27 protein-coding genes and 1 tRNA gene are annotated in these 23197 nt (G+C 70.0%); 7 read left to right on the plus strand and 21 right to left on the minus strand.

Going from position 1 to position 23197, the window contains the following annotated elements; all coding sequences use genetic code 11:
- Window positions 1-217: 217 nt before the first annotated feature.
- The 3 genes from ABZ621_RS29150 to ABZ621_RS29160 form a co-directional block, all read right to left on the minus strand.
- Complete coding sequence (locus tag ABZ621_RS29150; RefSeq protein ID WP_360609415.1) at window positions 218-1315, minus strand: ParB N-terminal domain-containing protein; 1098 nt, start codon at window positions 1313-1315, stop codon at window positions 218-220.
- 210 nt (window positions 1316-1525) lie between these two features.
- Window positions 1526-2431: a UTP--glucose-1-phosphate uridylyltransferase GalU gene (galU, locus tag ABZ621_RS29155; protein WP_360609416.1), complete on the minus strand. Its 906-nt coding sequence runs from the start codon at window positions 2429-2431 to the stop codon at window positions 1526-1528.
- Window positions 2432-2671: 240 nt separating this feature from the next.
- Window positions 2672-3523 (minus strand): TetR/AcrR family transcriptional regulator, encoded by an 852-nt coding sequence (locus ABZ621_RS29160; RefSeq protein WP_360609417.1) that lies wholly within the window; start codon window positions 3521-3523, stop codon window positions 2672-2674.
- Window positions 3524-3820: 297 nt separating this feature from the next.
- On the opposite strand from ABZ621_RS29160, the gene ABZ621_RS29165 reads away from it, so the two are divergent.
- Entirely contained in the window at window positions 3821-4990 is a 1170-nt protein-coding gene (locus ABZ621_RS29165) for a transposase (protein ID WP_360609418.1), read from the plus strand.
- A 24-nt stretch (window positions 4991-5014) separates the two neighbouring features.
- On the opposite strand, the gene ABZ621_RS29170 is transcribed toward ABZ621_RS29165, so the two are convergent.
- Window positions 5015-6418 carry a phosphomannomutase/phosphoglucomutase gene (locus ABZ621_RS29170; RefSeq protein WP_360609419.1) on the minus strand — a complete coding sequence of 468 codons (1404 nt, stop codon included), beginning with the start codon at window positions 6416-6418 and terminating at the stop codon, window positions 5015-5017.
- 109 nt (window positions 6419-6527) lie between these two features.
- On the minus strand, window positions 6528-7220 hold the full coding sequence (locus tag ABZ621_RS29175) for a ScbR family autoregulator-binding transcription factor (RefSeq protein WP_360609420.1): 693 nt from the start codon (window positions 7218-7220) through the stop codon (window positions 6528-6530).
- Window positions 7221-7321: 101 nt separating this feature from the next.
- Between ABZ621_RS29175 and ABZ621_RS29180 the strand changes: the two genes are divergently transcribed.
- From ABZ621_RS29180 to ABZ621_RS29190, 3 genes are all read left to right on the plus strand, one after another.
- A complete protein-coding gene (locus ABZ621_RS29180; protein ID WP_360609421.1) occupies window positions 7322-8254 on the plus strand; it encodes a ScbA/BarX family gamma-butyrolactone biosynthesis protein in 933 nt (310 codons plus the stop codon).
- A gap of 80 nt (window positions 8255-8334) precedes the next feature.
- Window positions 8335-8410: transfer RNA gene (locus ABZ621_RS29185), tRNA-Arg, on the plus strand.
- Window positions 8411-8554: 144 nt separating this feature from the next.
- The gene (locus tag ABZ621_RS29190; RefSeq protein ID WP_360609422.1) at window positions 8555-8998 is read left to right on the plus strand and encodes a hypothetical protein; all 444 of its coding nucleotides are present in this window, start codon (window positions 8555-8557) and stop codon (window positions 8996-8998) included.
- A 265-nt stretch (window positions 8999-9263) separates the two neighbouring features.
- Here ABZ621_RS29190 and ABZ621_RS29195 read toward each other — a convergent pair whose 3' ends face one another.
- The 12 genes from ABZ621_RS29195 to ABZ621_RS29250 all read right to left on the minus strand — a co-directional run bounded on the left by ABZ621_RS29195 (window position 9264) and on the right by ABZ621_RS29250 (window position 16214).
- Window positions 9264-10421 (minus strand): site-specific integrase, encoded by a 1158-nt coding sequence (locus ABZ621_RS29195; RefSeq protein WP_360609423.1) that lies wholly within the window; start codon window positions 10419-10421, stop codon window positions 9264-9266.
- On the minus strand, window positions 10421-10609 hold the full coding sequence (locus ABZ621_RS29200) for a helix-turn-helix domain-containing protein (RefSeq protein ID WP_360609424.1): 189 nt from the start codon (window positions 10607-10609) through the stop codon (window positions 10421-10423). The genes ABZ621_RS29195 and ABZ621_RS29200 overlap by 1 nt, the downstream gene beginning before the upstream one ends.
- Window positions 10606-12009: a replication initiator protein RepSA gene (repSA, locus tag ABZ621_RS29205; protein WP_360609425.1), complete on the minus strand. Its 1404-nt coding sequence runs from the start codon at window positions 12007-12009 to the stop codon at window positions 10606-10608. The genes ABZ621_RS29200 and repSA overlap by 4 nt, the downstream gene beginning before the upstream one ends.
- A complete protein-coding gene (locus tag ABZ621_RS29210) occupies window positions 12006-12203 on the minus strand; it encodes a hypothetical protein (RefSeq protein ID WP_360609426.1) in 198 nt (65 codons plus the stop codon). The genes repSA and ABZ621_RS29210 overlap by 4 nt, the downstream gene beginning before the upstream one ends.
- Window positions 12200-12379, minus strand: coding sequence for a hypothetical protein (locus ABZ621_RS29215; protein WP_360609562.1), 180 nt, complete (start codon window positions 12377-12379; stop codon window positions 12200-12202). Before ABZ621_RS29215 ends, ABZ621_RS29210 begins: the two co-directional genes overlap by 4 nt.
- 94 nt (window positions 12380-12473) lie before the next feature.
- Window positions 12474-13022, minus strand: a complete 549-nt coding sequence (locus ABZ621_RS29220) for a GGDEF domain-containing protein (protein ID WP_360609427.1) — start codon at window positions 13020-13022, stop codon at window positions 12474-12476.
- 5 nt (window positions 13023-13027) lie between these two features.
- Entirely contained in the window at window positions 13028-13339 is a 312-nt protein-coding gene (locus ABZ621_RS29225; RefSeq protein WP_360609428.1) for a SpdD-like protein, read from the minus strand.
- 13 nt (window positions 13340-13352) lie between these two features.
- On the minus strand, window positions 13353-13508 hold the full coding sequence (locus ABZ621_RS29230; RefSeq protein ID WP_190223725.1) for a hypothetical protein: 156 nt from the start codon (window positions 13506-13508) through the stop codon (window positions 13353-13355).
- 19 nt (window positions 13509-13527) lie between these two features.
- Entirely contained in the window at window positions 13528-13716 is a 189-nt protein-coding gene (locus ABZ621_RS29235; protein WP_169094251.1) for a mobile element transfer protein, read from the minus strand.
- 21 nt (window positions 13717-13737) lie between these two features.
- On the minus strand, window positions 13738-14439 hold the full coding sequence (locus ABZ621_RS29240; RefSeq protein ID WP_360609429.1) for a DUF2637 domain-containing protein: 702 nt from the start codon (window positions 14437-14439) through the stop codon (window positions 13738-13740).
- Between the two features lie 78 nt (window positions 14440-14517).
- Complete coding sequence (locus tag ABZ621_RS29245; protein ID WP_360609430.1) at window positions 14518-15879, minus strand: FtsK/SpoIIIE domain-containing protein; 1362 nt, start codon at window positions 15877-15879, stop codon at window positions 14518-14520.
- A 2-nt stretch (window positions 15880-15881) separates the two neighbouring features.
- Window positions 15882-16214 carry a hypothetical protein gene (locus ABZ621_RS29250; protein ID WP_360609431.1) on the minus strand — a complete coding sequence of 111 codons (333 nt, stop codon included), beginning with the start codon at window positions 16212-16214 and terminating at the stop codon, window positions 15882-15884.
- Between the two features lie 153 nt (window positions 16215-16367).
- On the opposite strand from ABZ621_RS29250, the gene ABZ621_RS29255 reads away from it, so the two are divergent.
- Together ABZ621_RS29255 and ABZ621_RS29260 are read left to right on the plus strand one after the other, a co-directional pair.
- A complete protein-coding gene (locus ABZ621_RS29255; protein ID WP_360609432.1) occupies window positions 16368-17162 on the plus strand; it encodes a GntR family transcriptional regulator in 795 nt (264 codons plus the stop codon).
- Complete coding sequence (locus ABZ621_RS29260) at window positions 17159-17842, plus strand: YdcF family protein (RefSeq protein ID WP_360609433.1); 684 nt, start codon at window positions 17159-17161, stop codon at window positions 17840-17842. Before ABZ621_RS29255 ends, ABZ621_RS29260 begins: the two co-directional genes overlap by 4 nt.
- On the opposite strand, the gene ABZ621_RS29265 is transcribed toward ABZ621_RS29260, so the two are convergent.
- The 3 genes from ABZ621_RS29265 to ABZ621_RS29275 form a co-directional block, all read right to left on the minus strand.
- Window positions 17815-18612, minus strand: a complete 798-nt coding sequence (locus ABZ621_RS29265; protein WP_360609434.1) for a nuclease-related domain-containing protein — start codon at window positions 18610-18612, stop codon at window positions 17815-17817. The genes ABZ621_RS29260 and ABZ621_RS29265 overlap by 28 nt on opposite strands.
- 707 nt (window positions 18613-19319) lie before the next feature.
- Entirely contained in the window at window positions 19320-19820 is a 501-nt protein-coding gene (locus ABZ621_RS29270) for a hypothetical protein (protein ID WP_360609435.1), read from the minus strand.
- A 378-nt stretch (window positions 19821-20198) separates the two neighbouring features.
- On the minus strand, window positions 20199-20513 hold the full coding sequence (locus ABZ621_RS29275; protein WP_360609436.1) for a hypothetical protein: 315 nt from the start codon (window positions 20511-20513) through the stop codon (window positions 20199-20201).
- 673 nt (window positions 20514-21186) lie between these two features.
- Here ABZ621_RS29275 and ABZ621_RS29280 point away from each other — a divergent pair.
- Window positions 21187-21477, plus strand: a complete 291-nt coding sequence (locus ABZ621_RS29280) for a hypothetical protein (RefSeq protein ID WP_360609437.1) — start codon at window positions 21187-21189, stop codon at window positions 21475-21477.
- Between the two features lie 357 nt (window positions 21478-21834).
- Here ABZ621_RS29280 and ABZ621_RS29285 read toward each other — a convergent pair whose 3' ends face one another.
- Window positions 21835-23058: a DNA sulfur modification protein DndB gene (locus tag ABZ621_RS29285; protein WP_360609438.1), complete on the minus strand. Its 1224-nt coding sequence runs from the start codon at window positions 23056-23058 to the stop codon at window positions 21835-21837.
- Between the last annotated feature and the right edge of the window lie 139 nt (window positions 23059-23197).

The following is a 23197-nucleotide window of genomic DNA, read 5'->3' on the forward strand; positions in this document are numbered from 1 at the left end:
GCCTGTCCGGCACCGGCTCACCGGCACCACCACTCGCCGCCGCGCTCGCGTCCGGACCCGGACGCGCACTCTCGACAACCGACATGACCAACCAGTCCTTTCACACAGGGGGGACGGCCCTCCGAGCGGGGAGGACGGCCCTTCGAACACGAAGAAGCAGGGGGATGGGGGGTGGGGGTGGGAGATCAGGGGGAACTCGGGTTGGTGCGCGGCGCGTTCAGGCGGAGGACTCCGTGGAGCCCCGGCGGCGGAGCTCCTCCGACAGTTCCAGCCAGACCCGCGCGCACTGGGCGGCTGCGGCGGCCGCCGTCTCGGCGCGGTACGGGGGGACCGCGGCGACGATCCGTTCCCGCTGGCGCAGGGCGCTGACCTGGAGGTCCAGCATCCGCAGCAGGAGGCGGCCCGCCTCGCTGAGGCGAAGCAGCGGGTCCTTGCACAGTGCGGGCACCAGGGCGGCGAGCCGCTGACCGGCCGCGCCGGGCGGCCCGGGTTCGTCGCCCGGCCCGGATCCACCGGTCGGACCGGACCCACCGGGCAGGCCGGATCCACCGGATACGCCGGTGCCTCCGGGTACGCCGGACAGGGCGCCGCCGTCGTGGAGCGGGGGGCGGGCGCGCCGCTGGCCGGCGGGCACCGGGTCGGCGCCTTCGCCGATCCGGCGCCGGACGTCCCGTACGGTCGACGGGGCGATGCCGGCCGCCCGGGCGATCTCCCGGAGCGACGCCTGGGGGTGGTCGGCGAGCAGCCGGGCCGCGGCCTCCCGGCCGCGCACCGGGTCCAGGGGCCGGATGCGGCCGTCGCGGCCGATCCTGCCGTCCACCGCCGTCGGCCCGGTCGCCCGGGCGCGCAGTGCGGCGACGGTCCGGGCGGACAGCCCGGTGCGGTCGGCCAGGAAGCGGTCGGACCAGTCCGGGTGGGTCCGGAGGATCCGCAGGGCGGCGGTGGTGCGCTCCCTGCGGGTGAGGGGGCGTCCGTGGCGGATGTTGGCCTCCACGGAGAGGACGAAGGCGTCCTCGGCGCTGCCGTCGAAGAAGACGACGTCGACGGTGTGCCGGCCGCGGAGCCGTGCGGCGCGCAGCCGGTGGGTGCCGTCGATGACCCGCATGGTGGCGCGGTGGACGAGGAGCGGCCGGTACGGACCCTCGGCGGTGGCCAGGGTGCGTGCGTACTCCTCGTCGAGTCCGACGGTCCGCGGCGAGTCGGCGGTCCGCAGGCTGGTGGTCGGCACTCTGACCACCGCGCCGGCGGCGTCGGCGATCGGGGTGGTGTGCGCGAGGGGGGTGGGGAGTTTTCTGAGGTTCAGGTTCAGGTTCATGGGTTCACCTCCTTCCGGGAGTGGCCCGGGCGCCGGGTTCCTTCGGCGTACCCAGAAGGACAGTAAGTAACTACCGTTCGGTAACTGGCATCGGACGTGGGCGTCCGGCGCGACTCTGGCAACTCACCGCCCCGGGGCGGCCGGTGGCGGGCGACTGCGGGTCTTGCGCACTCGCCCACCCCCTCGCCCGCCGCCGGGCGAAGCGGCCGGTCAGACACCCACGAGCTCCTGCGCGCCGACGAAGTCCCGCAGCCAGGTACGGAATCCGGGCCCGAGGTCCTCGCGCTCGCAGGCGAGACGGACGGTGGCCTGGAGGTACTCGGCGCGGTCGCCGGTGTCGTAACGGCGGCCGCCGAAGACGACGCCGTGCACGGGCCGGCCGCGCTCGACGAGCCCGCGCAGCGCGTCGGTCAGCTGGATCTCGCCGCCCCGCCCCGGACGGGTGCGGCGCAGCTCGTCGAAGATCTCCGGGTCGAGCAGATAGCGCCCGATCACGGCGAGGTTGCTGGGCGCGGTGCCGGGGGCGGGCTTCTCCACCAGGTCGGTGACGCGGACGCCGTCGCTGCCGGCCAGGTGCCGTACGGCGGCGCATCCGTACTGGTGGATGCGGTCGGGGCCGACCTCCATGAGGGCCACGACGCTGCCGCCGTGGCGCTCGCGGACCTCGGTCATCCGGGCGAGGAGGGGGTCGCGGGGGTCGATGAGGTCGTCGGCCAGGAGCACGGCGAAGGGCTCGTCGCCGACGTGCGGGGCGGCGCAGAGGACGGCGTGCCCGAGGCCGAGCGGGTCGCGCTGGCGCACGTAGTGGATGTCGGCCAGTTCGGTGGAGGCGCAGACGCTGTCCAGCTTGTCCTGGTCGCCCCGGCGGGCCAGGGCCTCCTCCAGCTCGTGGTTGCGGTCGAAGTGGTCCTCCAGGGCCCGCTTGTTGCGGCCGGTGACCATGAGGATGTCCGCCATGCCGGCGGCGACCGCCTCCTCGACGACGTACTGGATGGCGGGCTTGTCGACGACCGGCAGCATCTCCTTCGGCGTGGCCTTGGTGACCGGCAGGAACCGGGTGCCGAGACCGGCCGCGGGAATGACCGCCTTGGTGATGGGGGAAGGTGTTTTCGACATGCTGGTGAGGCTAGGGAATCCGACCCGGGAAAAGCACTTCCCGGCGTTCCCCCGGACCCCACTTCGGCATTTCGTCAAAGTCGCGTGGACCACCGCGAGCCGAATGCCGTAAATGCGGTACGAGGGATTCCGGTGACGTTTTCCGCGCCCATACGAAAAGCCCCGACCGCGAAAGAGCGACGGTCGGGGCGGTCGGAGCGGTAAGGGGCAAGGGGTCAGGGAGGTCAGGGGTCAGGGAGGTCAGGGGCCGCCCTGCGGCGGGATGGACGACGGACGACCGCCGTACGGGAGAGCGGCCTGGAGCCCGCCGTACGCGCCGGCGCCGGGAGGTACCGCGATCGGACCGGCGGCGGGAGGTCCCGCGTGCGGCTCCGCGACCACGCCCCGGCACACGAGCCGCCACAGCTCGCGCAGCTCCTCCAGCGCGCGGCCGGGCAGGGCGGTGGGCCGCCGCCGGACGCGCCAGGCGGTGCCGGACAGCAGATGGCAGGCGAGCCCGGCGATCCGGCGGGGCTCGGCGCCCGGCGCCAGCTCCCCCTTCGCGGCGGCCTGTTCGAGCAGCGCCTGGAAGGACGGGAGCCAGGCGCCGCACCACGACGGGCCGGACCGCCCGCCCTCCTGGGTGAGGCGGATCGCGGCCCGGACGGCCGCCTCGCGCTCGACCAGCGCGCCGAGGGCGAGCAGCTGGACGGAGGCGGTGTCGACGGCCCGGCCACCGCGCCGCTCGGCGTCGCCGGCGACGCCGCGGGTCAGGGCCGTTCCGCGCTGCACCACGGCGGCGGCGAGATCGGCTTTCGCGTCGAAATGGAAGGTCACCGCACCCACGGAAATGCCCGCGCGCCGGCTCAACCGGGAGAACGAGGTCCCCTCGTAACCGTGCAGGTCGAATTCGACCGCGGCCGCGGAGAGAAGCTGCTGACGGGTGCGCACGGCGCGCGTTTGTTTCACCACGTGTTCATCACTGCCATTCGGATCGTCACTGCCCCGCCGATACGCGTCGACACGCACGCGTCGGTGCGCGTGCACCGGTGCGCGGGCGTCGACACACACGTCGGCACGCGCACGTCGGTACACACGCGCCGGTACGCGCATCGCTCCACGCGTCGACCGCGTCGGCGCGCGCCGTCGCGCGCCGTCCCCGGAGGGGTCAGCGGCCCGCAGCCTGCCCGTCCGCGCACCCCGACGCGAGGGCTACTTGGCGAAGACGTCACCCGCCCCTGGGTACTCCGCCGGGCGCCCTCCCCCAACCTGCCGAAGTCGTCCCTCGAAGACCAGAGGAACACTCGAAAAAAAACGATCGTTCTGTATTCTGCAGGTACGGATCGATCGACGGATCCGATGGATCGCCCGGCCGACGCACCCGCCGGCCGTTACCGAGGAGGCGGAGAGATGACGGCACTGACCCTCCCCCTGGCTCCCAGAGCCACGGAGACGCCGCACGAGCGGTTACCCCAGCCCACACCGCGGTCCGGCCCCGGACCCACACCGCTGCCCACCCCCGACCCGGCCCTGACCGGCTACACCGAGCGGCTCTTCGGCCATCTGTCCCGCGCCGACCAGCGGCGCTGGGCGGGGGTCTACCTCCAGGGGCTGCTGACCGCGCCGGGCAAGAAGTCCGTACGGGAGCTGGCCGCCTCGGTCACGGACTCCCCCACCGCGTACCAGTCGCTCCAGCAGTTCATCAACGCGAGCCCCTGGGAGTGGGAGCCCGCCCGCCGCGAACTCCTGCGCTGGGTCGGCGAGCGCCACGCCCCCGCCGCCTGGACCATCGGGCAGGCGGTCCTGCCCAAGCGCGGATCCCACTCCGTCGGCGTGCACCGCCGGTTCGACCCGGCCGCCGGACGGACCCTCAACTGCCAGCTCGGCATCGGGATCTTCGCCGGCCTCGACGAGGTCACCGGCATCCCGGTCGACTGGAGGCTGATGATCCCGGAGCCCTGGCTCGCCGACACCGACCGGCGCCGCCGCGCCCGGATAGACCCCGCGACCTCCTACCGCTCCCCCGCCGCGCTGATCCTTGACCTCGCGGACGCCGTCCGGGACGCGCCCCGCGCGCCCCTGGTCGCGGACCTGAGCCGGACGGCACGGGCGGGAGAGCTGGTCGCCGCGCTCGCGGCCCGCGGCTGGGACCTGCTCGTCGCCGTCCCGCCGACGCTCACGCTCACCCCCGCCGGTCTCCCCACCGGCACCGAACTCACGGCCGCCGGCGTCGCCACCCTCGGCCGGCTGCGCCACCCCCAGGCGATGCGGGTCCACTCGACCCTCGTACGCCTCCCCGACCTTCCGCAGCCCTGCCGCCTGTTCAGCCAGCGTCGCAACGGCCCCTTCTGGCTCACGACCCTGACCCGTCACCGGATGGACGACCTCCTCCACCTGACCCTCCACCAGGGCGCACCCGCGGCGACGGCCCGCCGACTGGCCGACGCGTACGGCCTCCTCGACTTCGAGGGGCGCTCGTACCCCGGCTGGCACCACCACATGACGCTGGTCTCGGCCGCGTACGCCTACGACGTCGCCCCCGCGCCCGTGCGCCGCCACCGCCTCCCCGGCGCGGCATGAGGGCCGGGGAGACGTGCCGGACGGTCACCCGTCGGCGCGGAGCAGGGCAAGGACCTGGTCGCGGACCTCGGCCATGGTGGCCGTGTCCCGCGCCTCGACGTTGAGGCGGAGGAGGGGTTCGGTGTTGGAGGCGCGGAGGTTGAACCACCAGTCCGCGGAGGTGACGGTGAGGCCGTCGAGCTCGTCGAGGGTGATGCCGTCCTCGTTCGCGTACGCGGCCCTCACGGCGGCGGTACGCGCGCCCTGGTCGGCGACGGTGGAGTTGATCTCGCCGGAGCCGGCGTACCGGTCGTACGAGGCGACCAGCTCCGACAGCGGCCCCTCCTGGCCCCCGAGGGCGGCGAGCACGTGCAGGGCGGCGAGCATCCCCGTATCGGCGTTCCAGAAGTCCTTGAAGTAGTAGTGCGCCGAGTGCTCGCCGCCGAAGATGGCGCCGGTCCTCGCCATCTCCTCCTTGATGAAGGAGTGCCCGACGCGGGTGCGCACGGGGGTGCCGCCGTGCTCGCGGACGACCTCGGGAACGGACCAGGAAGTGATCAGATTGTGGATGACCGTCCCGCCCGGGTGCCTGGCGAGTTCGCGCGCGGCGACCAGGGCCGTGATCGCGGACGGAGAGACCGGCTCGCCCCGCTCGTCGACGACGAAGCACCGGTCCGCGTCCCCGTCGAAGGCGAGACCGAGGTCCGCGCCCTCCGCGAGGACGCGGGCCTGGAGGTCGACGATGTTCTTCGGGTCGAGGGGATTGGCCTCGTGGTTCGGGAAGGTCCCGTCGAGCTCGAAGTACATGGGGACGGTGTCGAGCGGGAGGCCGTCGAAGACGGTGGGGACGGTGTGCCCGCCCATGCCGTTGCCCGCGTCCACGACGACCTTGAGCGGCCGGACCGCCGTGAGGTCGACCAGCGCCTTGAGGTGGGCGGCGTAGTCGGCGAGCGTGTCCCGCTCGGTAACCGTGCCAGGCACGGTGGCGGCCTCGGGGGCGCCCTCCGCCAGCCAGCGCTCGGCGAGCGCACGGATGTCGGAGAGGCCGGTGTCCTGCCCGACCGGAGCGGCGCCGGCACGGCACATCTTGATGCCGTTGTACCGGGCCGGATTGTGCGAAGCCGTGAACATCGCACCGGGCAGACCCAGGCTGCCGGAGGCGAAGTACAGCTGATCGGTGGAGCACAGCCCGATGAGCGTGACATCGGCACCGACCCGCGCGGCACCGCGGGCGAACGCGCCGGAGAGGCCGGGCGAGGAGGGGCGCATGTCATGCCCGACGACGATGGCGTCGGCCTCGGTGACACGGACGAAGGCGGCACCGAAGAGTTCGGCGACCTCCTCGTCCCACTGGTCCGGGACGACCCCGCGGACGTCGTACGCCTTCACGATCGCGGCCAGCGAGACGACGGGGGACGACAGGACCGGGGACGGCAGGACCTTCGACACGGCGGGCTCCTTCAGGCGGAGGGGAGGGACGCCGCCGGACGCTACCCGCGCTTCCATCCCACCCGCCCGCAGACCGCCGATTCACACGACGGCTATGGCACCTCGGCACTCACCCCCCGACACCGACCCCGTCCGGCGCGGACTCCGCCTCCGCCCCGGGCTCCGACTCGGACTCCGACTCGGGAAGGTCGAACCGCAGCGCGTCCCGGACCTCGGGCACGGCCACTCCGGGCAGCAGGTAGCGCCACAGGGAGACGACCCGCTGGGGCAGGTCACGCCGCTCGGACGACACCTGGGAGAACAGCTGCGCACCGGTGAAGGAGCTCACGAGCACCCAGGCGAAGTCCTCGTCGTCGAGTCCGGGCAGGAGCTCGCCCCTGGCGCGGGCGAACCGCAGCTGCTGCCGGAACTCCAGCACCCAGGCCTGGTACGCCACGTCGTCGCGCAGCCCGAACTCGCCCTGCTCTACGGCGAGTCGGACCCCGGCGCGGAGCAGCGGATTGCGCCGCAGCTCGACGGCCAGGTACAGGGTGATGTCGATGAGCCGCTGGAGCCCGTCCTCCCCCTTGGGGAAGACCAGGCCCTCTCCCTGACTGACCATCACGGAGTAGGCGAGCTCCTCCTTGGAGCCGAAGTGGAAGTACATGCCTCCCTGGGTGACGCCGGCCCGTTTCATGATCTTGCTGATGCTGGCGCCGCTGAACCCGAACTCGTCGAACACCTCGGCCGCGGCGCGCAGGATCACCGCCCTCGTCTGCACCGCCCTCGGCTGCGGCGTCCTCTGCCGGTTCCGATCTGCCACGGTCCCGCTCCCCTCTCGACAAAAAAAACGAACATCCTCTATTTTAGGGCGTGCGCCCGGTCAGGGCCATCCACACTGCGCACGACACCTGGGGGAATCCGATGACTCCATACGTCGATCACACCGCGACCGCGAACCACGCGGGTCTGAGCAGCGCGTTACCGAGGGAGTACGTGCACAAGAGCGCGCACTCCGAAGTCCTCCTCACCGGCTGGAAGACGGAAGGTCCCGACACCTTCACCGTCACCGCCCAGTGGCCCCGCACCCACGCGTTCTACGCGCCCACCGACGGCCGTCACGACCCGCTGCTGCTCGCCGAGACCGTCCGCCAGGCCGTCCCGCTGCTGAGCCACGTCGCCTACGACGTGCCCTTCGGCCACCGCCAGATCTGGAACACCTTCTCCTTCGCGCTCGACCCCGACGCCCTCGCCGTCGGCGCCACCCCGGCCGAGGTCGACATGCACGTCAGGTGCACCGACGTCACCCGCCGCGCCGGCCGCCTGCACGGCCTCACGATGCGGGTCGAGCTCACCCGCGACGGCGCTCCCCTCGGCACCGCGCAGGCCGCCTTCACCAACCAGCCGCCCCACCTCTACCGGCGGCTCCGCGGCCCCTACGCCGACACGGCCCGCGCCCTCTCCACGGCCCTCCCCGCGCCGTCCCCACTGCCTCCCCACCACGTGGACCGCGACCGCCGGAGCGACGTCGTCCTGGCCCCCACCCCGGCCCCCCACCGGACCCAGCTGCGCATCGACACCACGCACCCGGTGCTCTTCGACCACCCCGTCGACCACGCCCCCGGCATGCTCCTCATCGAAGCCGCCCGCCAGGCCGCCCACCACACCACCCCGGACGGCCACCCCGCCGCCGTCCTCACCGGCCTCCACACCACGTTCCACCGCTACATCGAACTGGACGCCCCCTGCTACATCACCACGGTCCCGACCCCCGCCCACACGGTCGAGATCCAGGCCACCCAGAACGACCGGCTCTCCTTCTCCGCGGCCGCCACCCTCACCCCCCGCACCAAGTAGCCACCCCGCCTCCCCCCACCCCCCACAAACCGAGGCGCCCCCACCACCCCCCATCCGCTAGGCTGTGACCGGCCATCCCCGCCTCCGTAGCTCAGGGGATAGAGCACCGCTCTCCTAAAGCGGGTGTCGCAGGTTCGAATCCTGCCGGGGGCACCAGCGCGAAGACCCCCTACCGATCTTGGTAGGGGGTCTTCGACATCCACGGCCGACATCAACGGCGGCGGTCGGCCGAGGACCGCCGCGAGCGCGCGGAACGAAATACAGGTGCCGGCTCCCGGGCCTGGCGGGCAGGATCGCGCCATGTCGACGGATGTCAGCGGAATGATCGAGTGCCGACCAGGGGCCCGCCTGTGGGGCCTGGACGATGAGGACACGGTCTGGAAAGCGGGCATCGACCTCTTCCTGCTGAACATGGGCAACGCCTACGACGGCCTCGCGTGCCTCTTCGGAATCCGCAACTCCTTCGGCTTCCGTCCGCTTGCCGAGGACCGAGGCTTCCCGGACGACGCGTCCGAAGGGCTGCGCCGCGAGTTCGCCGGCCCCGACTTCGCGTACGGGACGACATGGGTGACCTGGGCCGAGCTGGCCGCCGCAGACTGGCAGGAGACGAACGCCTCCGGCACACGAAGCCGTGCATCGGCCGCAGGGAACGACACCGACTGGGGCCGCGTCTGGAGCGTCATGCGCATCCTCAGCGAGGTCCACGGCGCGGAGAACGTCCGTCTCGTCGTCTGGTTCTACTGACCCGACCCCGCGCTGAACACGGGGTTGGGTCAGACAGGCATCAGCGCACGCAGCCACAGTCTGGGCGGTCCCAGACCCGCTTCTACTTGAGGGGCTACCCAGCGGTCACCCCACCGTCGGTTGACTCCGCGATCCGGGAGGAGAGCGCCGCCCCGTCGGGTCTCCCCCGCCAGACGCGCAACGTCCTGACCAGTGGAGAGACGCCGGGGGTGACGCGAGGACCCCCAACCGAGGGTGGTTGAGGGTCTTGCCATGAAGCGCCACGTCAACGGTGGCGATCAGGCCGCTTCCGCTTGAGGAGCCGGTCCATGTGGCTGATCGCCTCTCGCTGGGTGTCCTGGACGACGTGCGTGTACACGTCCATCGTGATGCTGATCTGGCTGTGGCCGAGGATCTCCATCACGACGCGGGGCGCGACGCCGGCGGCGGTGAGCAGGGTCGCCGTACCGTGCCGGGCGTCGTGCAGCCGGATCACACGGAGGCCGGCGGAGGCGGCGACGCGGGTGAAGGACCGGTACACGTTCCGCGGCTCGACGGGCCGACCGCTGGCGGTGGTGAAGACGTAGCCGCCCTCCTCCCACTTCTCCCCCGCCTTGGCCCGCTGATCGTTCTGCCTCATCCGGTGCCACCGCAGGGGCGCGATGCACATGGCGGGCAGAGACACGGTCCGCCGGCGACGTCCCTTGGGATCGTCGTCGTACAGGACTCCTCGGCGCCGCTGGGTCTGCTGGCGGACATAGAGGACGCGCTTGTCGAGGTCGACGTCCGCCCAGCGCAGCCCGACCAGCTCGCCCCGCCGCAGCCCCATGGCGATGGCGAGGACGAAGGCCGCGTACAGCGGGTCCCGGCGGGAGGCGGCGAGGAAGTCGAGCGTCTCGTCCAGGGACCACGGGCTCAGCTCTCGCGCCTTCGGCCGCGGCGGCTCGACGAGGGAGGCCACGTTGCGCGAGATCAGCTCCTCACGACAGGCGGCGGTGAGTGCGGTCCGCAATACGCGGTGGGACTCCTTTGCGGTGGCGGCAGTGGTCTTCTTCTCCAGCTGGACGAGGAAGCGCCGGACATCGGCCACGCTCAGGGACTCCAGCCGCTTCGAGCCGATCCCCGGGACGAGGTAGAGCCGGACGTGCGCCTCGTACTTGTCGTACGTGCTGAGCTTGCGGCGCGGCTTCACGACGTTGTCGAGCCAGTACGGAAGCCACTCGGAGAGCTTCGCCGAGCGGGTAGGCACAGGAACGCCGTTGTCGACCGCGTCGAGGAGTGCGCGACGCTTCACGTCACACTCGGCCCAGGTCTTGCCGTAGGCGAACTTCCGGGCACGGGTGCCGTCCGGCTGGAGGACGTAGACGGCGGCCTGGAAGCGTCCGTCCTTCCGCTGGGTGATGGTGCCGGCGCCGTTGGGGTTGCGCTTGCGCTGGGTGGCCATCAGGCGGCCTCCTCGATCTGGTTGTCGATGAAGTCCCGGACGGCGTCGATGGGGACGCGACGCGACCGGCCGACGGTGATCGAGACCAGACGGCGGGAGCGGATGAGGTCGTAGACGGTGGAACGTCCGAGCTTGAGCCGTGCCATGACCTCGGGAACAGTCAGCAGTTCAGCGGTGGAGGTCGTCACGCCAACTCCCCTTCCAATGCGGCTATTTCGGTTCGGATCTCTCTGGCGTGTTCGCGGTTGTGCTGGATGTCGCGGCGGATGTTGGCGGCGAGCCAGGACTCGCCGGGGGTGTGGCCGTGGCCGGCGTAGGCCCAGTGGGCGACGACGAGGAGGGTGGACTCCGGGTGTTCGTCGGGGTCGGGCAGGCCGAGGGCGGTGCGTTGCTGCTGCGCGCGGTAGTCGGCACGGACCTGGCGTAAGGCGCCGAGGGTGGTGGAGTAGGCGCGGGACTTGGTGGAGAAGTGGCCGCGGAAACCGAGCATGTGGGCCCAGGCCCTCAGACGCCGGTCGGGGTAGGCGGCGTCGAGGTCCATGCAGGCTTCCATCAGCCTCCGGGGGTGGTCGGGGACGCCGAGGAGGACGAGGGCCTCCTTGTTTCCGACGGGGTGGTTGACGGTGCCGGTCGTCTCGGCGGCCTTGGTGGCGTACTTGGCGACATAGGCGGCCACGGCCTGTTCGGTCAGTTCCTCGCCCTGGCCGAAGGCGCCGATGGGCTGGACGTCGAGCTGGGTGCCCCAGGTGAGGACGCGGTCCTGGTCGATGCCGTGGGCGGGGGCGGCGTCGACGGTGACGCGGACGCGGGCGGCGGCCGCGTGGATGGCGTCGGTGAGGAGTTCGAGGGTGGCCCAGGGCGGGGGCGGGGTGTGTGGCCCGTCGGGGCCGTCGAAGCGGATGACGGTGTGGAAGTGGACGGCTCCGCGTTTCTGGTACTCGGCGACCTTGCCGAAGGAGACGCGGGACTGTTCGCGGGCGGCTTTCTGGGTGAGGCCGGCGCGGGCGGCGATCTCGCGGCGGAGGTAGATCGTGAAGTACCGCCACAACTCGGAGGCGTGGTTGTTCCACAGCACCGCGCCCACGTAGTCGTACGAGGACGGGTCAAGCGGGGTACCAAGTTCGGGCGCGTCCTCGGCATGCGGAGTCCCGCAGCGGCAGGGGCGGGTGCCGGGGCGGTTGTGGACCGGGCCGAAGGACGGGGCAGTGAGGGTGGCGAAGACCCGCGGGTGGTCGCGGATCGTCTCGGGGGTGCCCTTGTCAGGGTCTCCGGTGAGGCCGGCGCGGATGAGGTGGTAGGTGTCGCCGGCGTAGGTCCAGGCGCAGGCCGGGCAGCGCGAGGCGCGGCGGTTGCCGCAGGCGACGCGCAGGACGCCGCCGGGTTCGGCGTCGGTGGTGTAGGCGTGGATCACAGTGCGGGTGGCGGGGTCGAGGAGCTTGGTGCCGCCGGTCAGCCGGATGGGGGCGGTGCAGCCGCCGGTGCGGCGGATCTGTTCGTTGAGGCGGTCGAAGCCGGGGGACCCGGCCACCCGGAGCAGATCGCTCAGGGTGGCCGGGTCCAGGCCCGCCGCAGTGGCGGAGTCGGTCACCAGCGGCGCCCCTTCTTCGGGGTGTTGACCGAGGCGTCGACGGGGCCGGTGATGTTCTTGGAAGGGCGGCCCCACGAGCCCTTGCGCGGCTGCTTCTCTTCCGGGCGGTGGGCGTCGTGCGTGTTGTGCGCGTCGACCAGCTGGTCGACCCGGTTCCAGTCGTCGAGAGTCGTACGGCGGAAGGGGATCCTCATGCCGACACCTCCGCGCGGCGCATGATGCGGGCGGTGTTGCTGCCGGTGCCCTTGCAGGCGGGGCAGGTGGCGGCGAGGGTGCGGCGCCGACCATCCGTGGTGGTGCCGGCGGTGATGTGGACGATGGGGAAGCCGTCGCAGTGGGAGCAGACGCGGGCGGGCGGGGTCTGGGGCATCATGAGGTTTCCCTTTCGGGTCTGGTGGATCTGGAATGGGGTGAAGGCGCCCGGGGCGGCGGAAGTTTGGCGACCGAGGCCGCCCCGGGGGCCGCTAGCGGGTGTTGCGCCTGCCGTGGCCCTTGACCGCGTACATCGACGCGTCGGCGGCCGAGAGGGCGTCAGTCAAGACCGGGACCGGCAGGTCGTTGCGGTGGCAGTGCCCGACCGAGGCGGAGACCGGCAGGACGTGCCCGCGATGAGTGACCGGTGCGTCCAGCGCGGCCCTCAGTTCGGCAAGGCCGGGGGTGCGAGTGGGGCCGGTGACGATGGCGGCGAACTCGTCTCCGCCGAGTCGGGCGGCGATGCCGTGTCGGCCGCACCAGGCGGTGAGACGTTCGGCGGTGGCGGTGAGGACCGTGTCTCCGGCGGCGTGGCCGTGGGTGTCGTTGATGGCCTTGAAGTCGTCCAGGTCGACCAGGACCACGAGCGCGTTCGGGTGCTTGCTCATGAGGTGGTCGGCGCGGGTGGTCCATCCGGCGCGGGTGTGCAGGCCGGTGAGGGGGTCGCGGCGGGCGGTGGCCAGGCGGCGCCAGAGCAGTCCGCCGTGCAGGGCCCAGCCCAGGGCCGGTAACCCGGCGGCGGCGAGCGTCTGCGTGTCCACGGGAGTCACTGGCCCTTCTGCATGTCGCGGACCAGGAGGCGGAGGACGACCGCGACGACGGCGATGGACGCGGCGCTGATGGCGACGGCGAGGAGCATGGAGACGAGGACGGCGCCGACGACCAGGACGACGGCACCGCCGCCGGCGGCGAGGGCGACCGCGCTGCCCGGGGTGAGCTGGACCGAGCCCCGGGGCGTGGTGGACGGGGCGGGGGCCGTTACCGGGGCCGGGGCCGGGGTGGTGGCGGGTTCGGTTCGGGTCGGGGGGCTGGGGTGGCTGGGCGGGAGCGGGTTGACCGGGATGCGGGGCTGGAGCATGACGCAGGTCTCCCTACTTGGCGATGGGGTCGATGAGCGGGGTGAGGAGGCTGTCGGCGAGGAGGTAGCCGCCGAGGAGGAGGGCGGCGACGAGCCACCAGGGCGGGCGGATGAGCTTGATTCCGAGGCCGCCGATGACGATCAGGGCGAGCCAGAGCGGGACGTCCATGACGCGATCTCCTGATTTGCTAGCGGGGCTGGCAGCGGTGGGTGCGGGCGGCGAGTTCGGCGGCGGCGCGGGTGTTGTAGTCGGCGGAGAAGTCGCAGCCGGGGGCCGTGCACACGGCGGTGTGCTTGGTCCGGCCGCGGCCGTCGCGGTGGGTGCCGACCTGCACCGGGCCGATCTTGATGACGTTGTGGAAGCGGTTGGGTCGCACGGGACGTACCTCCTTCCTGGGTCAGGCGAGCTGGAGGGCGATGGAGTCGGCGAGTGCCGGGGGCATGCCGTGGCGGGTGCGGAGGGTTTCCGCGTCGATCGGCCGGCCGGTCTGGGCCCGGTGCGCGTCCGCGATCTTCTGGGCGTGAGCCATCAGCGCGGGCGGCACCGTCACAGCAGGCACCGCAGGAACGGGCTCGGGTTCGGGCTGCTCTTCATCCGGGTCAGGTTCCGGCTGGGGCCCCGCCGGTTCGGGTTCGGCCGGCGGAAGTTCGGGAGCGGGTTCCGGGGCCCGTTCCACGGTGACTTCGGCGACCGGTTCCGGGATCGGTACGGATTCCGGGGCCGGGGCGGGTTCGGGGGTGGGGTGGGCGTGAGCGAGGAGGGTGCCGCCGAGGAAGGCGATGGCGGGCCATCCGGCGACGAGGATGCGCAGCCAGGCCGGGACGTGGTTCATGTCGAGGAGGCCGGCGGTGGCGACGTTGGCGCCGAGGGAGGCGATCAGGGCGATGGCGAACCAGAGCCAGGCGTCCCGGTTGCCGCTGTCGGTGCGCATTCGGCGCCAGGCGGCGACCAGGAGGAGGTCGACGGAGACCGGGTAGGCCCACGCCTTCCATCCGTCCTGCCCGGCCGCTGCGGCCAGGTCGTGGAGGTGGGCGAAGGACAGGGCCCCGGCGATGACGGCCTGGATCAGGACGGCGTCGAGACGGAAGGGGCGGAACACGCGGCCGCCTCCTTTCGGGCATGGGTCGGTAGGGACCTGGCGTGAGACGGTCACGCCGACCGAGGGAGCGGGGGGGTGTTACGAGGTGGCCGGGGCGGGCTTGACCAGCGGGTCGGACTCCACGACGTCGAGGTCGATGTCGTCGGTCTGGGCCGGCCGGTAGGCGGCGAGGGCGGGAAGGTCCGGGGTGAGGTCGGCGTGCTGGGTGCAGATGTCGGCGACTTCGGCGGCGGACAGTTCGGGGGTTCGGATGCGGGTCCAGCCGCCGGAGGTGTCACCGGCCACCGCGACGCCGGGCCGGTCCGGAGGGATGGCGGTCACGGCCACCACCGCGTCCGGGGCGATGTCACCCAGGCCCATGTCGGCGGTCTGCTTGTCATTGACCCGGTGCACGACCCGGCCGGTGAGCTGGGCCCGCAGGGTGGTGGCGCCGCGGCCGAGGTCGGAGCCGAAGCGCTGCCCGCACACCTCCAGGTAGATGCCGGCCGCGCGGGCCATCTGCCCGAGCCGGATCATCTGCATGACCATCCGGTCCCGGCGTTCCTCGTCCTTCTTCCCCGCGACGAGGAACAGCTCCGCGACCTCGTCCACCAGGACCACGACCGGAACCGGACGTGCGGCCTCGGGCAGGGCCCAGATGTCGGCGACCCCGGCGAAGCTCAGCAGATCGAAGCGGTCTTCCATCTCCCCGACCAGCGCGTCCAGCAGGCCGGAGGCTTCCTCGGGGGTGGTGGCGAACCCCGACAGGCGAGGCGCGTACCCGCGCTGTTCCACACCCCGCTTGCAGTCGATCCCGACCAGAGCCACGTCGAGGCGGGCGAGCTGGGAGATGAGGTTGCGCTGATACATCGACTTGCCGGACTGGTTCGCGCCCAGGGTCAGCGCATGCGGGACCTTCAGGTAATCCCGTACGAACGCCGAACCGTCCTCCCGCAGCGCCACCGGAACCGCCATCGGCCCCGACAGGCGACGTCGGGAGCGCGGCATCCGGACCCGGCGCAGAACGTCGTAGCCGGTCATCCGCAGTTCCACGAACCCGGGCTTGGTCTCCACAACGTTCACGGAGTGGACGCCCCAGGCGTGCCGCAGCCGCTCCGAGGCCGCCATCACATCCGCGGGCTCCAGACCGGCCGGGAGCCGAAGGGTGACCCGCATCCCCGTCGAAGTGCCCCGCACGCGGCGGACCTTCGGCGGAACGGGCTGCACCTCGGAACGGCGGGCGACGTTGCGGACCACGAACGCCCGCAAGCGGGACGGCTGCACCGTCAGCCCGCACACGTCCATCGTCGCGTGGTAGTTCACCGCGAACCGCACCCGCGTGACCGGCAGACCCACCAGCGACCAGAACACCCGCGGCGCTCGAACCTTGGCATATCCGAGGCCGCCGGCGGTTGTGGCGAGCGGGAGGCCGACCTCCCATAAGGTCGAAACGTCAGCCATGATCAGGAGCCCATCGGGGTGACCGCGACGGCGCGGAAGGAGATGCCGTGGCGGGTCTGGCCGTTGAACGTGTTCTCCCAGTCCCGGGCCTTGAGCCCGATGACCGACACCGGCATGCCCGGCATCAGCCCGTCGGGGAGACCGGTCTCCGGGACCGTCACCTGGTAGAGGTTGCCCTCCCCCTCGTCCGAGATCAGCAGGCCCACCGTCGAGAGCCCGGCACCGGTCTCCCGGTCCACCGCCCTCTCACCGGTCTGCTTGCTCACGAGCTTCGGCGTGGGAGCGGTCGCGACGAACACCACGGCGCTAGAAAGGTCGATCTTGAAGGACGGCATCAGCACTCCTACGTTGTGGGGCAGCCCAAATGAGACTGCCGACGCCCGCTGTCCTAGGACTGCGAGCGCTTGAGTAGATAGTGCCCAGCAGTCCTAGGACTGTCAACAGTCCTAGGACTGTGTTTGACTGGTTCCTGTTGAGAGGGGTTCGAGATGGCGCCCAAGTGGCGGGAGCTGGCAGACAAGCTGGCTGAGCAGATCCGGAGGGGTGAGTACGAGCCCGGTCAACGGTTGCCGCAGATCAGAGACTTGGTCGAGGCGGGAGAGGGCTCCAAAGCCACGGTTCACGCCGCCTACAAGGCACTGGAGTCCGAAGGGCTGGTCACCTCTTCCCGGGGCCACGGGACCGTCGTCCGCGAACACGTACCGCTCAAGCGGCTCGGCATCGCCCGGTACGACAAGGCCAAGTGGCGTGACGGTGACGAGGTCGCCTTCATCGCGGATCGTGTCGCCTCAGGTCGGGCGTACCGCCGGAACGAGCAGACTCAGACCGTCAGCCTTGTCGAGGCACCGCCAGTTGTGGCGTCCGCCCACGGCCTGGAGCCGGGCGCACCGGTCTACGCGCGGGCCCGACTCGTGAAGGAAGGCGACCAGCCGACGCACTCGCTGACCAGCTACTACCGCCCCGAGCACGTCGAGGGCACCCGCTTGGTCGATCCGACTCCGGGGCCCGCGGGCAGGGGTGGTGGGTTCCGAGTTCTCTACGACGCCGGATACGAGATCGACCACATGAAGGAATCCCTGTTCGCCCGCATTCCGACGGCGGAGGAAGCGCGGATGCTTCAGCTTCCCCCTGGCGAACCCGTGGTCGAACTCCACCGCACGACGTACACGGCCGCCGGCACGGTGGTCGAGTTCGCGATCGGGGTACACGCAGCTTCGCGCTTCGCGTGGGAGTACGACTTCAAGGTGCCCGACTCGGCACAGCCCCAGGAGGACCAGCAGTGATCTCGACGCAGGACTGGGCTGACACACGACTCCTCTGGGAGTACCACCAGATGGGGCACGTCCCCCGGCCCTGCTCGGTGGCGATCGGCCTCGGTAGCCACGACCTCGGCGTAGCCGACACCGCAGTCGACCTGTACCGGCGTGGCCTGGCTCCCCTTCTCGTCTTCACCGGAGCCACCAGCCCCACGACCCGGGAGCGCATGCCCCGCGGCGAAGCCGTCCACTACCGCGAGCGGGCCCTCGAACTCGGCGTCCCGGCATCGGCCGTGCTCGTGGAACTACGCGCTCGGAACACCGGGGAGAACATTCGGTTCTCCCGGGACCTGCTCTCCGAGGCCGGCGTCGAGGTGTCCTCCGTCCTGTTGGTCAGCAAGCCGTACGAGGAGCGCCGCGCTTACGCCACAGCCAAGAAGGTGTGGCCCGAGGTCGAGATCGTGAGCGCCTCAAGCCCGATGACGCTCCAGGGCTACGTCGACTCGATCGGTGACCCCCGCTTGGTGATCGACATGCTGGTAGGCGCCCTACAGCGGCTCCTCGTCTATCCGGAGCAAGGGTTCATGATCAGCCAGCCGGTGCCAGCGGAGGTGACCGTGGCGTATGAGCGGCTGCGCGACGCCGGATTCACCAGCCGCCTTCTCCGCAACGAGCAGGGTCAGCCCCTCAGCCAGACCCGGCGGTGACGGGCCACCGCGTAGACGGCCTCGACCTGTTCGGCGGTGAGACGCCCGGTGAGCGGCCCCAGTGCGGCTATCTCCCGCTCTCGGCAGACGCGGACCGGGCTCTGAGGATTCGACTGGTGCAGGGACTCCACACCCACGAAGACCAGCATGGGCTCGACCGGCACGTCGAAGTCGCAGTACCGCTGAAGGGATCGCCGAACGAAGTCCGCCTCACTCTTGCTCGCGGCAGCGTACGGGCGAGGCTGGCCTCCGTTGACCTTGACCATGGCGTCCCCCACCCAGACCGCAGCGCCGCGGTGGGTCTTGGTGTTGATCGCGAGGACTCCGCCCGGCCCGATCAGTAGATGATCGATGTCGCCGCCGTTGCCCTTCTGGATCCCGTGAAGCACGTGCCAGCCGAAACGGGATAACCGAGCGAGTTCCCGACCGACCTTCTGCTCCCCTTCCAGCCCGGTGTAGAAGCTGTCCCACTCCGACAACTGGCGTAGCAGTTTCCAGCGGAGCCGATGCACAGTGGACAGCCCCCGCTCAGCCATCAGCCCGATGAGCCGCGCACCCGGAGGATTGCTGGCGAGATCTTCACTGGGGGTGAGAGGCGGGAGGGATGCCGGCCGCGCCACACGGCTTGGAGGGGGTGGTGCCTGGTGTGGACGGGTGGCAGACGAAGCCGAGGGAGCCGAACCAGACGCATCGACAGTGAGCCCGTCGCCAAGATGCGCCCGAAGCAAGGCCAGCGCTTCCTCCTGATACTGCCGCACCTTGATCGTCACGGCTCCGGTCGCTCGATCCGCCCAGGCCACCGCGGTCCCGTCCGGGAGATTCACGTACAGCCGATCCCTGCCGTGCCGCTTCCACGACTTCACCGTGAGACCACTACTCACCCGCCGCCCCCCTGCAGACAGATCCCCACACCTATGGCAGCACCTGCCGACTACGCCCACAAGAGCGCCCGTTCCGGGGACCTGTTACAGGTTTCTCTACCTCATCAAGCACCCGGCTGCGCTCCGCTCCGCCGGGCGGGCTTCCCGGCTCCGCTCGGGGCGCCGCTCCTGCCTTCGGCCCGCTCCGCCCCCGCTGCGCCGACGCCCGCCCCTGCAAGACGGGATAGGCCCAAGAGCATGAGTCCGAGCCCCGACGGCCGCCGGTTCCTCAGGTCACCGACATGCCTCCGGCGGGGGCGCTCAGGCTCCGGGATGGGAGGGGCCCGCAGGCGGGTGCCGGCCGGTGGGGTGTAGCGGTGGGGAACTCCCATCCCGCCTGCCGTCGACCCAGGCAGAGCCGAGCAGACACGGCACCGGGCGTCCAGGTCGTTCGTACAGTGGCGCGCTCCACCTGGACGCCCGGCACCGCGCCTGCTCCACGGTGTGTGGGTCGACGGCAGACGGGATGGGAGTTGGGGCGAGCGGAGGCATGAGCTCGCCCGCAGCTTCTGTCTACAGCCCGAGATTCTCACCTGAGCGAAGCTGGGCTCCCCCCATCAGCCCCAGGACTTCCACTTGTCGAAAGTCGCCTGATTCTCTTCGAGGATCTCCTCGTAATTCAGATTCCGCGGGGTAACGCCCCACTGGGTAATCATATTGAAGACAACACCCTCAAACGTCATCCGCCCCGTTCGAAGGTGATGTTTCTTTTTGAGCAGGCCATTAGGATTAAGCGCCGCGCTTCCGATATGAGAGTGCGGGTACTCTACATCACTAGATCCGGTCGGATGCCAATGCCAGGCAATCTGCTCCTCGTCGTCACTGGACGTGACGCTATACATGTAGCCCCGCGTAGACACCTTGTACCGGTCCGCAGCCCCTACGGGCTGACCAAATACATCACGCTCTCGCTGGGTGATGGTGAACTTAATTGAAGCTTCAAGGAATATCTTGTCGTCCGGTATTTTGAAACCGACTGGATCCCCTCGGTTCAATGAAACCGTGTGAATTTCCCCGACCGGATTCCCCCGAAGCGGACTTACGACCCACTGGGACATGGTGACACAGGAGGAGGCAGCCCTCAGGGGCTCCATGAACGCCTCGACAGCGGCGTGAGGCGTTCTACCGGGCATTGTCCCGCGCGGGCCGGACGAACGGAAGGAGGTCAGCCACCTCCTGCGCCTTCACGTTTTCTTGGTCGCCGGAATAGTCCCCTGAATCCCAACGCCGGATAAACTCTTCTCCGGAAATTCCCAACTTCCTTCGCGCCGCCCGATCCAAGATTTCCACTCCCTCCGAGTAGCCAACCTCGACGACTTCGGGGAGAACTGCGACCAAATGAGATCGGGAGTTCAGGGAAGGCTGATTCCCTGAAACCTCCAGGGACTCGCTAGATGCACTGGTCGTCGGTTCAAGAGATACCGCGTACGTCGAAGTCACTTTTCTCCCCCCTGAGCATCGAACTTTTCCGCCGTCTTCTTGAGGACGTCAATTAGCTCGTCGAGGTGCCTCCGAGAAACCGCAAGACGGGTGATCCCGCGCACGGGAACATAGCTGATCTTCTTCGCTTGATCGCGCACCTGCTCCTGATCCCCCATCAAGACAGGGGGGGTGGCCGTGCCGAAGCTCAGGAAGACATGATCTTGATCAACCTGAGTGAGCACCTGGTTGGAGCTGAGCAGGGGCAGGTCATCAAGGCCTACCCACAGTAGCGGGACCTTGACCGCCCTCTCCGTATCGTTGTCTCCCATGCCGCCATCGTGGCACGGGCTGCTGACATGCGATACGGGGATGTCGACACTGTCAGCCATCCGGCTGGCTAACCCGATCGCATGTACTGCAACCCTGGGCTCCTGCCTTGAGGTGGTGGCAGGCGGCCCCTGTCAGGGTCTCTTTCTCTAGAAGAGAGACAGGCCTCACCCTTGTGAGCTGCGGGAGGTGTCGCCGCCTGCGCTCCTGAAGCCATTGCCGCGTAAGGGCAAGCTTGGAAGTGCGCGCGGCCGGCGCTGGCAGGGCACTCTTGGCCATCGGCGGAGCCTGGCCGTCGGTTGGGTCCCGGGTTTGCACCGGGCCGCCCCCGGACAGAGCCAGGGATGCAGCTGCACTACAGAGCTGGACACCTCGGAAGCCGACCGCGCGCAGCTGGACGCTATCCCGAGGCACTGACAGGCGCCGGCCAGGACCGTGCCACATCTGTGCCAGATCGTGAGGGGAACCGCGGGGAACGAGGGGCGTGTTCGGGTTCTGGGGTGTCGATCAGCTCTCGCAGTGTCTGTACAGGTCAGGCCGGGGTTCGCCCTCCCGCTCTCCTAAAGAGGTGGTGGCCCTCTGGGACCAGTGACGTTCGGCGGCGGAGACCGCCGGACCTGCTGCATGGTGCGAGACTCTCTACAAGATCTCTATCAATCGTCGAGGATGCTCGCCATGGATGCACAGCCGGTGGAAGCTTTGATCACGGTGCTGCTCGATCGCGGTGCCGACATCGGTGCCCGCGACGATGCCGCCATGGATCTGTACGCCACGGATGACGAGCAGGCCCGCCAGGCGCTCCTCACGGTGGCCATCGACCCGGAGACGCCGGAGATGGTCCAGGCGAGCGCGGGTGAATCGCTTGGACAGATAGTCGCCAGGACCGGGCGAGCCCTCTCGGAGGAGGAACGAACTAGCCTGGCACCTGCTGCCGGCAGTGAGTATGAGGTCGTCCAGCCGGGCTGAGTAGAGCGGTCTTCGACATCCGCGGCTGACATCAACAACGGCGGATGACGGCGGTCCAGCGCGGCTGTCGATGGCGACCGCGAGCAGGGGACTGCCCTCTCTTGGGGCAGCCCGATCGAACTCCTAAAGCGGGTGTCGCAGGTTCGAATCCTGCCGGGGGCACACGGCAAAGGGGCAGTTACTTCTTCAGTAACTGCCCCTTTGGGCATCAACGGCTGACATCAAAGGCCGTGGCTGCGGGCGGCCGGGCCGCCTCTTGAGCAGCCGGTCCATGCAAGGTGTCAATCACCATAAAGTGCAGGCCCAAACCACATCGGCCCCTGACCAAACTCACTGGTCAGAGGCCGGTTGCTGCAGCTAGAAGCGTCCGCGGATCTGCTTACCCGTGTCACTCTCCGGGTGGTTCAGCGCGTCGTAGACCTTGTGTCCGGAATCACGGGCACCGCCGGCCCAGGAGACACCCCGGTCGGTCACCTTGGCTGCGATGCCACTCCAGTACTTCGCCTCGCGCTCCCACTCGATACCTTCCAACATGCGCTCCAGAGTCACGCCCTCAGGCATGGGATCGGTGCTCCAGGACATGGTGCGGTTCATGGTCGCGCCGAGGCCGGCCACGACGGCGGGGGCGGTGACGGCAGTCTTGGCGTGGAAGAGGGCGGCGTTCTCCTGGAGGAACGTGCCCACCGTCTCCATGACCTCGCGCTGGACGACCGCCTTGTCCGGTCGGTCGCCGCTCTCGTTGACGGGGATGTCCTCATGCTCGATGCCGGTCGACGCAGCGTGAATACCGGCCTTACCGAGCATGGCCGTGGCGACGAGGGTCCGCAGGACCGACATCGTCATCCACTCCGGGGCCTTGTCCGACACCTGGCGCTTGCCGGTGAGGATCAGGCTAGACAGCGGAACCGTGGTCTCGCCATTCGGCACCTGCAGCGACTCCATCAGCTTGCGCGTCACGGTGGTGCCGAAGTCGCGGCCATCCATGGACATGGCCAAGGACTTGTCGACCGGAACGCCCTTCAGGTTACGGTCATGGAAGATCTGGCGGGCTGCCATGACGCTGATGCCGTGGAAGATCTCGAACGACAGCGGGATCGCTCCGAAGTCGCAGTCCTCCAGGCCGTACGCAGCCGGGTTCTTCTTGATCCGGTGCCAGGCGGTGACCTGAGTCTCGCTGTCGAGAGCGAAGAGACCGTCCTTGATCGGTAGGGCCGACGAGCCATCCTCAGCAATGATCAGCGGGCGCGGCGACCACAGGGTGATCTGCGGCAGCGACCAAGCGTCGTCGTAGTCCCCTCGCAGGCCAGCCGCAATGTAGTCGGCGTACTCGCCGACGTTCTTAGCCTTCTTACTGCCCGCGGTGCCCAAGAGTCGCTGGATCTCAGCGCGCGTGCGGGCGTACTCGCCGATCGGCTGCCCGGCCTTCTGCGCGCGCTTGGTGGCGTCCTCGACCTCCTGGGGGTCGTTGACGATGGCCAACAGGTTCTCGCAATCGATGACGCCGTTCGCCATGACCCCCTTGCGGATCTCCCGGAGGTCGGCGGGCAGGCCAGTGGTCACCGGCTTCAAGGGCGTGGGCATGCTCGGGTTCCTCCCCCTTCACGGACGTCACTTTGACGCACCGTCACAGCCGTGGACGCTAACGAACGCTTCATTAGGGAGTCAATTGAGGTGGCTCAGAACGACCTTAATCTATGCCGCAGTTGGCAACTTTCGCGTG

Source organism: Streptomyces sp. NPDC007863, assembly GCF_040633895.1.
GTDB lineage: Bacteria > Actinomycetota > Actinomycetes > Streptomycetales > Streptomycetaceae > Streptomyces.

Excerpts from the sequence above, each read along its gene's own strand:
- galU (WP_360609416.1), bottom strand. The coding sequence starts at position 2,431 with ATGTCGAAAACACCTTCCCCCATCACCAAGGCGGTCATTCCCGCGGCC.
- ABZ621_RS29280 (WP_360609437.1), top strand. The coding sequence starts at position 21,187 with ATGGATGCACAGCCGGTGGAAGCTTTGATCACGGTGCTGCTCGATCGC.
- ABZ621_RS29180 (WP_360609421.1), top strand. The coding sequence starts at position 7,322 with ATGACTCCATACGTCGATCACACCGCGACCGCGAACCACGCGGGTCTG.
- ABZ621_RS29210 (WP_360609426.1), bottom strand. The coding sequence starts at position 12,203 with ATGAGGATCCCCTTCCGCCGTACGACTCTCGACGACTGGAACCGGGTC.
- ABZ621_RS29230 (WP_190223725.1), bottom strand. The coding sequence starts at position 13,508 with ATGGACGTCCCGCTCTGGCTCGCCCTGATCGTCATCGGCGGCCTCGGA.
- ABZ621_RS29245 (WP_360609430.1), bottom strand. The coding sequence starts at position 15,879 with ATGGCTGACGTTTCGACCTTATGGGAGGTCGGCCTCCCGCTCGCCACA.
- ABZ621_RS29285 (WP_360609438.1), bottom strand. The coding sequence starts at position 23,058 with ATGCCCACGCCCTTGAAGCCGGTGACCACTGGCCTGCCCGCCGACCTC.
- ABZ621_RS29150 (WP_360609415.1), bottom strand. The coding sequence starts at position 1,315 with ATGAACCTGAACCTGAACCTCAGAAAACTCCCCACCCCCCTCGCGCAC.
- ABZ621_RS29255 (WP_360609432.1), top strand. The coding sequence starts at position 16,368 with ATGGCGCCCAAGTGGCGGGAGCTGGCAGACAAGCTGGCTGAGCAGATC.
- ABZ621_RS29195 (WP_360609423.1), bottom strand. The coding sequence starts at position 10,421 with ATGGCCACCCAGCGCAAGCGCAACCCCAACGGCGCCGGCACCATCACC.
- ABZ621_RS29215 (WP_360609562.1), bottom strand. The coding sequence starts at position 12,379 with ATGCCCCAGACCCCGCCCGCCCGCGTCTGCTCCCACTGCGACGGCTTC.
- ABZ621_RS29270 (WP_360609435.1), bottom strand. The coding sequence starts at position 19,820 with ATGTCCCAGTGGGTCGTAAGTCCGCTTCGGGGGAATCCGGTCGGGGAA.
- ABZ621_RS29250 (WP_360609431.1), bottom strand. The coding sequence starts at position 16,214 with ATGCCGTCCTTCAAGATCGACCTTTCTAGCGCCGTGGTGTTCGTCGCG.
- ABZ621_RS29165 (WP_360609418.1), top strand. The coding sequence starts at position 3,821 with ATGACGGCACTGACCCTCCCCCTGGCTCCCAGAGCCACGGAGACGCCG.
- ABZ621_RS29275 (WP_360609436.1), bottom strand. The coding sequence starts at position 20,513 with ATGGGAGACAACGATACGGAGAGGGCGGTCAAGGTCCCGCTACTGTGG.
- ABZ621_RS29160 (WP_360609417.1), bottom strand. The coding sequence starts at position 3,523 with ATGCGCGTACCGGCGCGTGTGTACCGACGTGCGCGTGCCGACGTGTGT.
- ABZ621_RS29190 (WP_360609422.1), top strand. The coding sequence starts at position 8,555 with ATGTCGACGGATGTCAGCGGAATGATCGAGTGCCGACCAGGGGCCCGC.
- ABZ621_RS29225 (WP_360609428.1), bottom strand. The coding sequence starts at position 13,339 with ATGCTCCAGCCCCGCATCCCGGTCAACCCGCTCCCGCCCAGCCACCCC.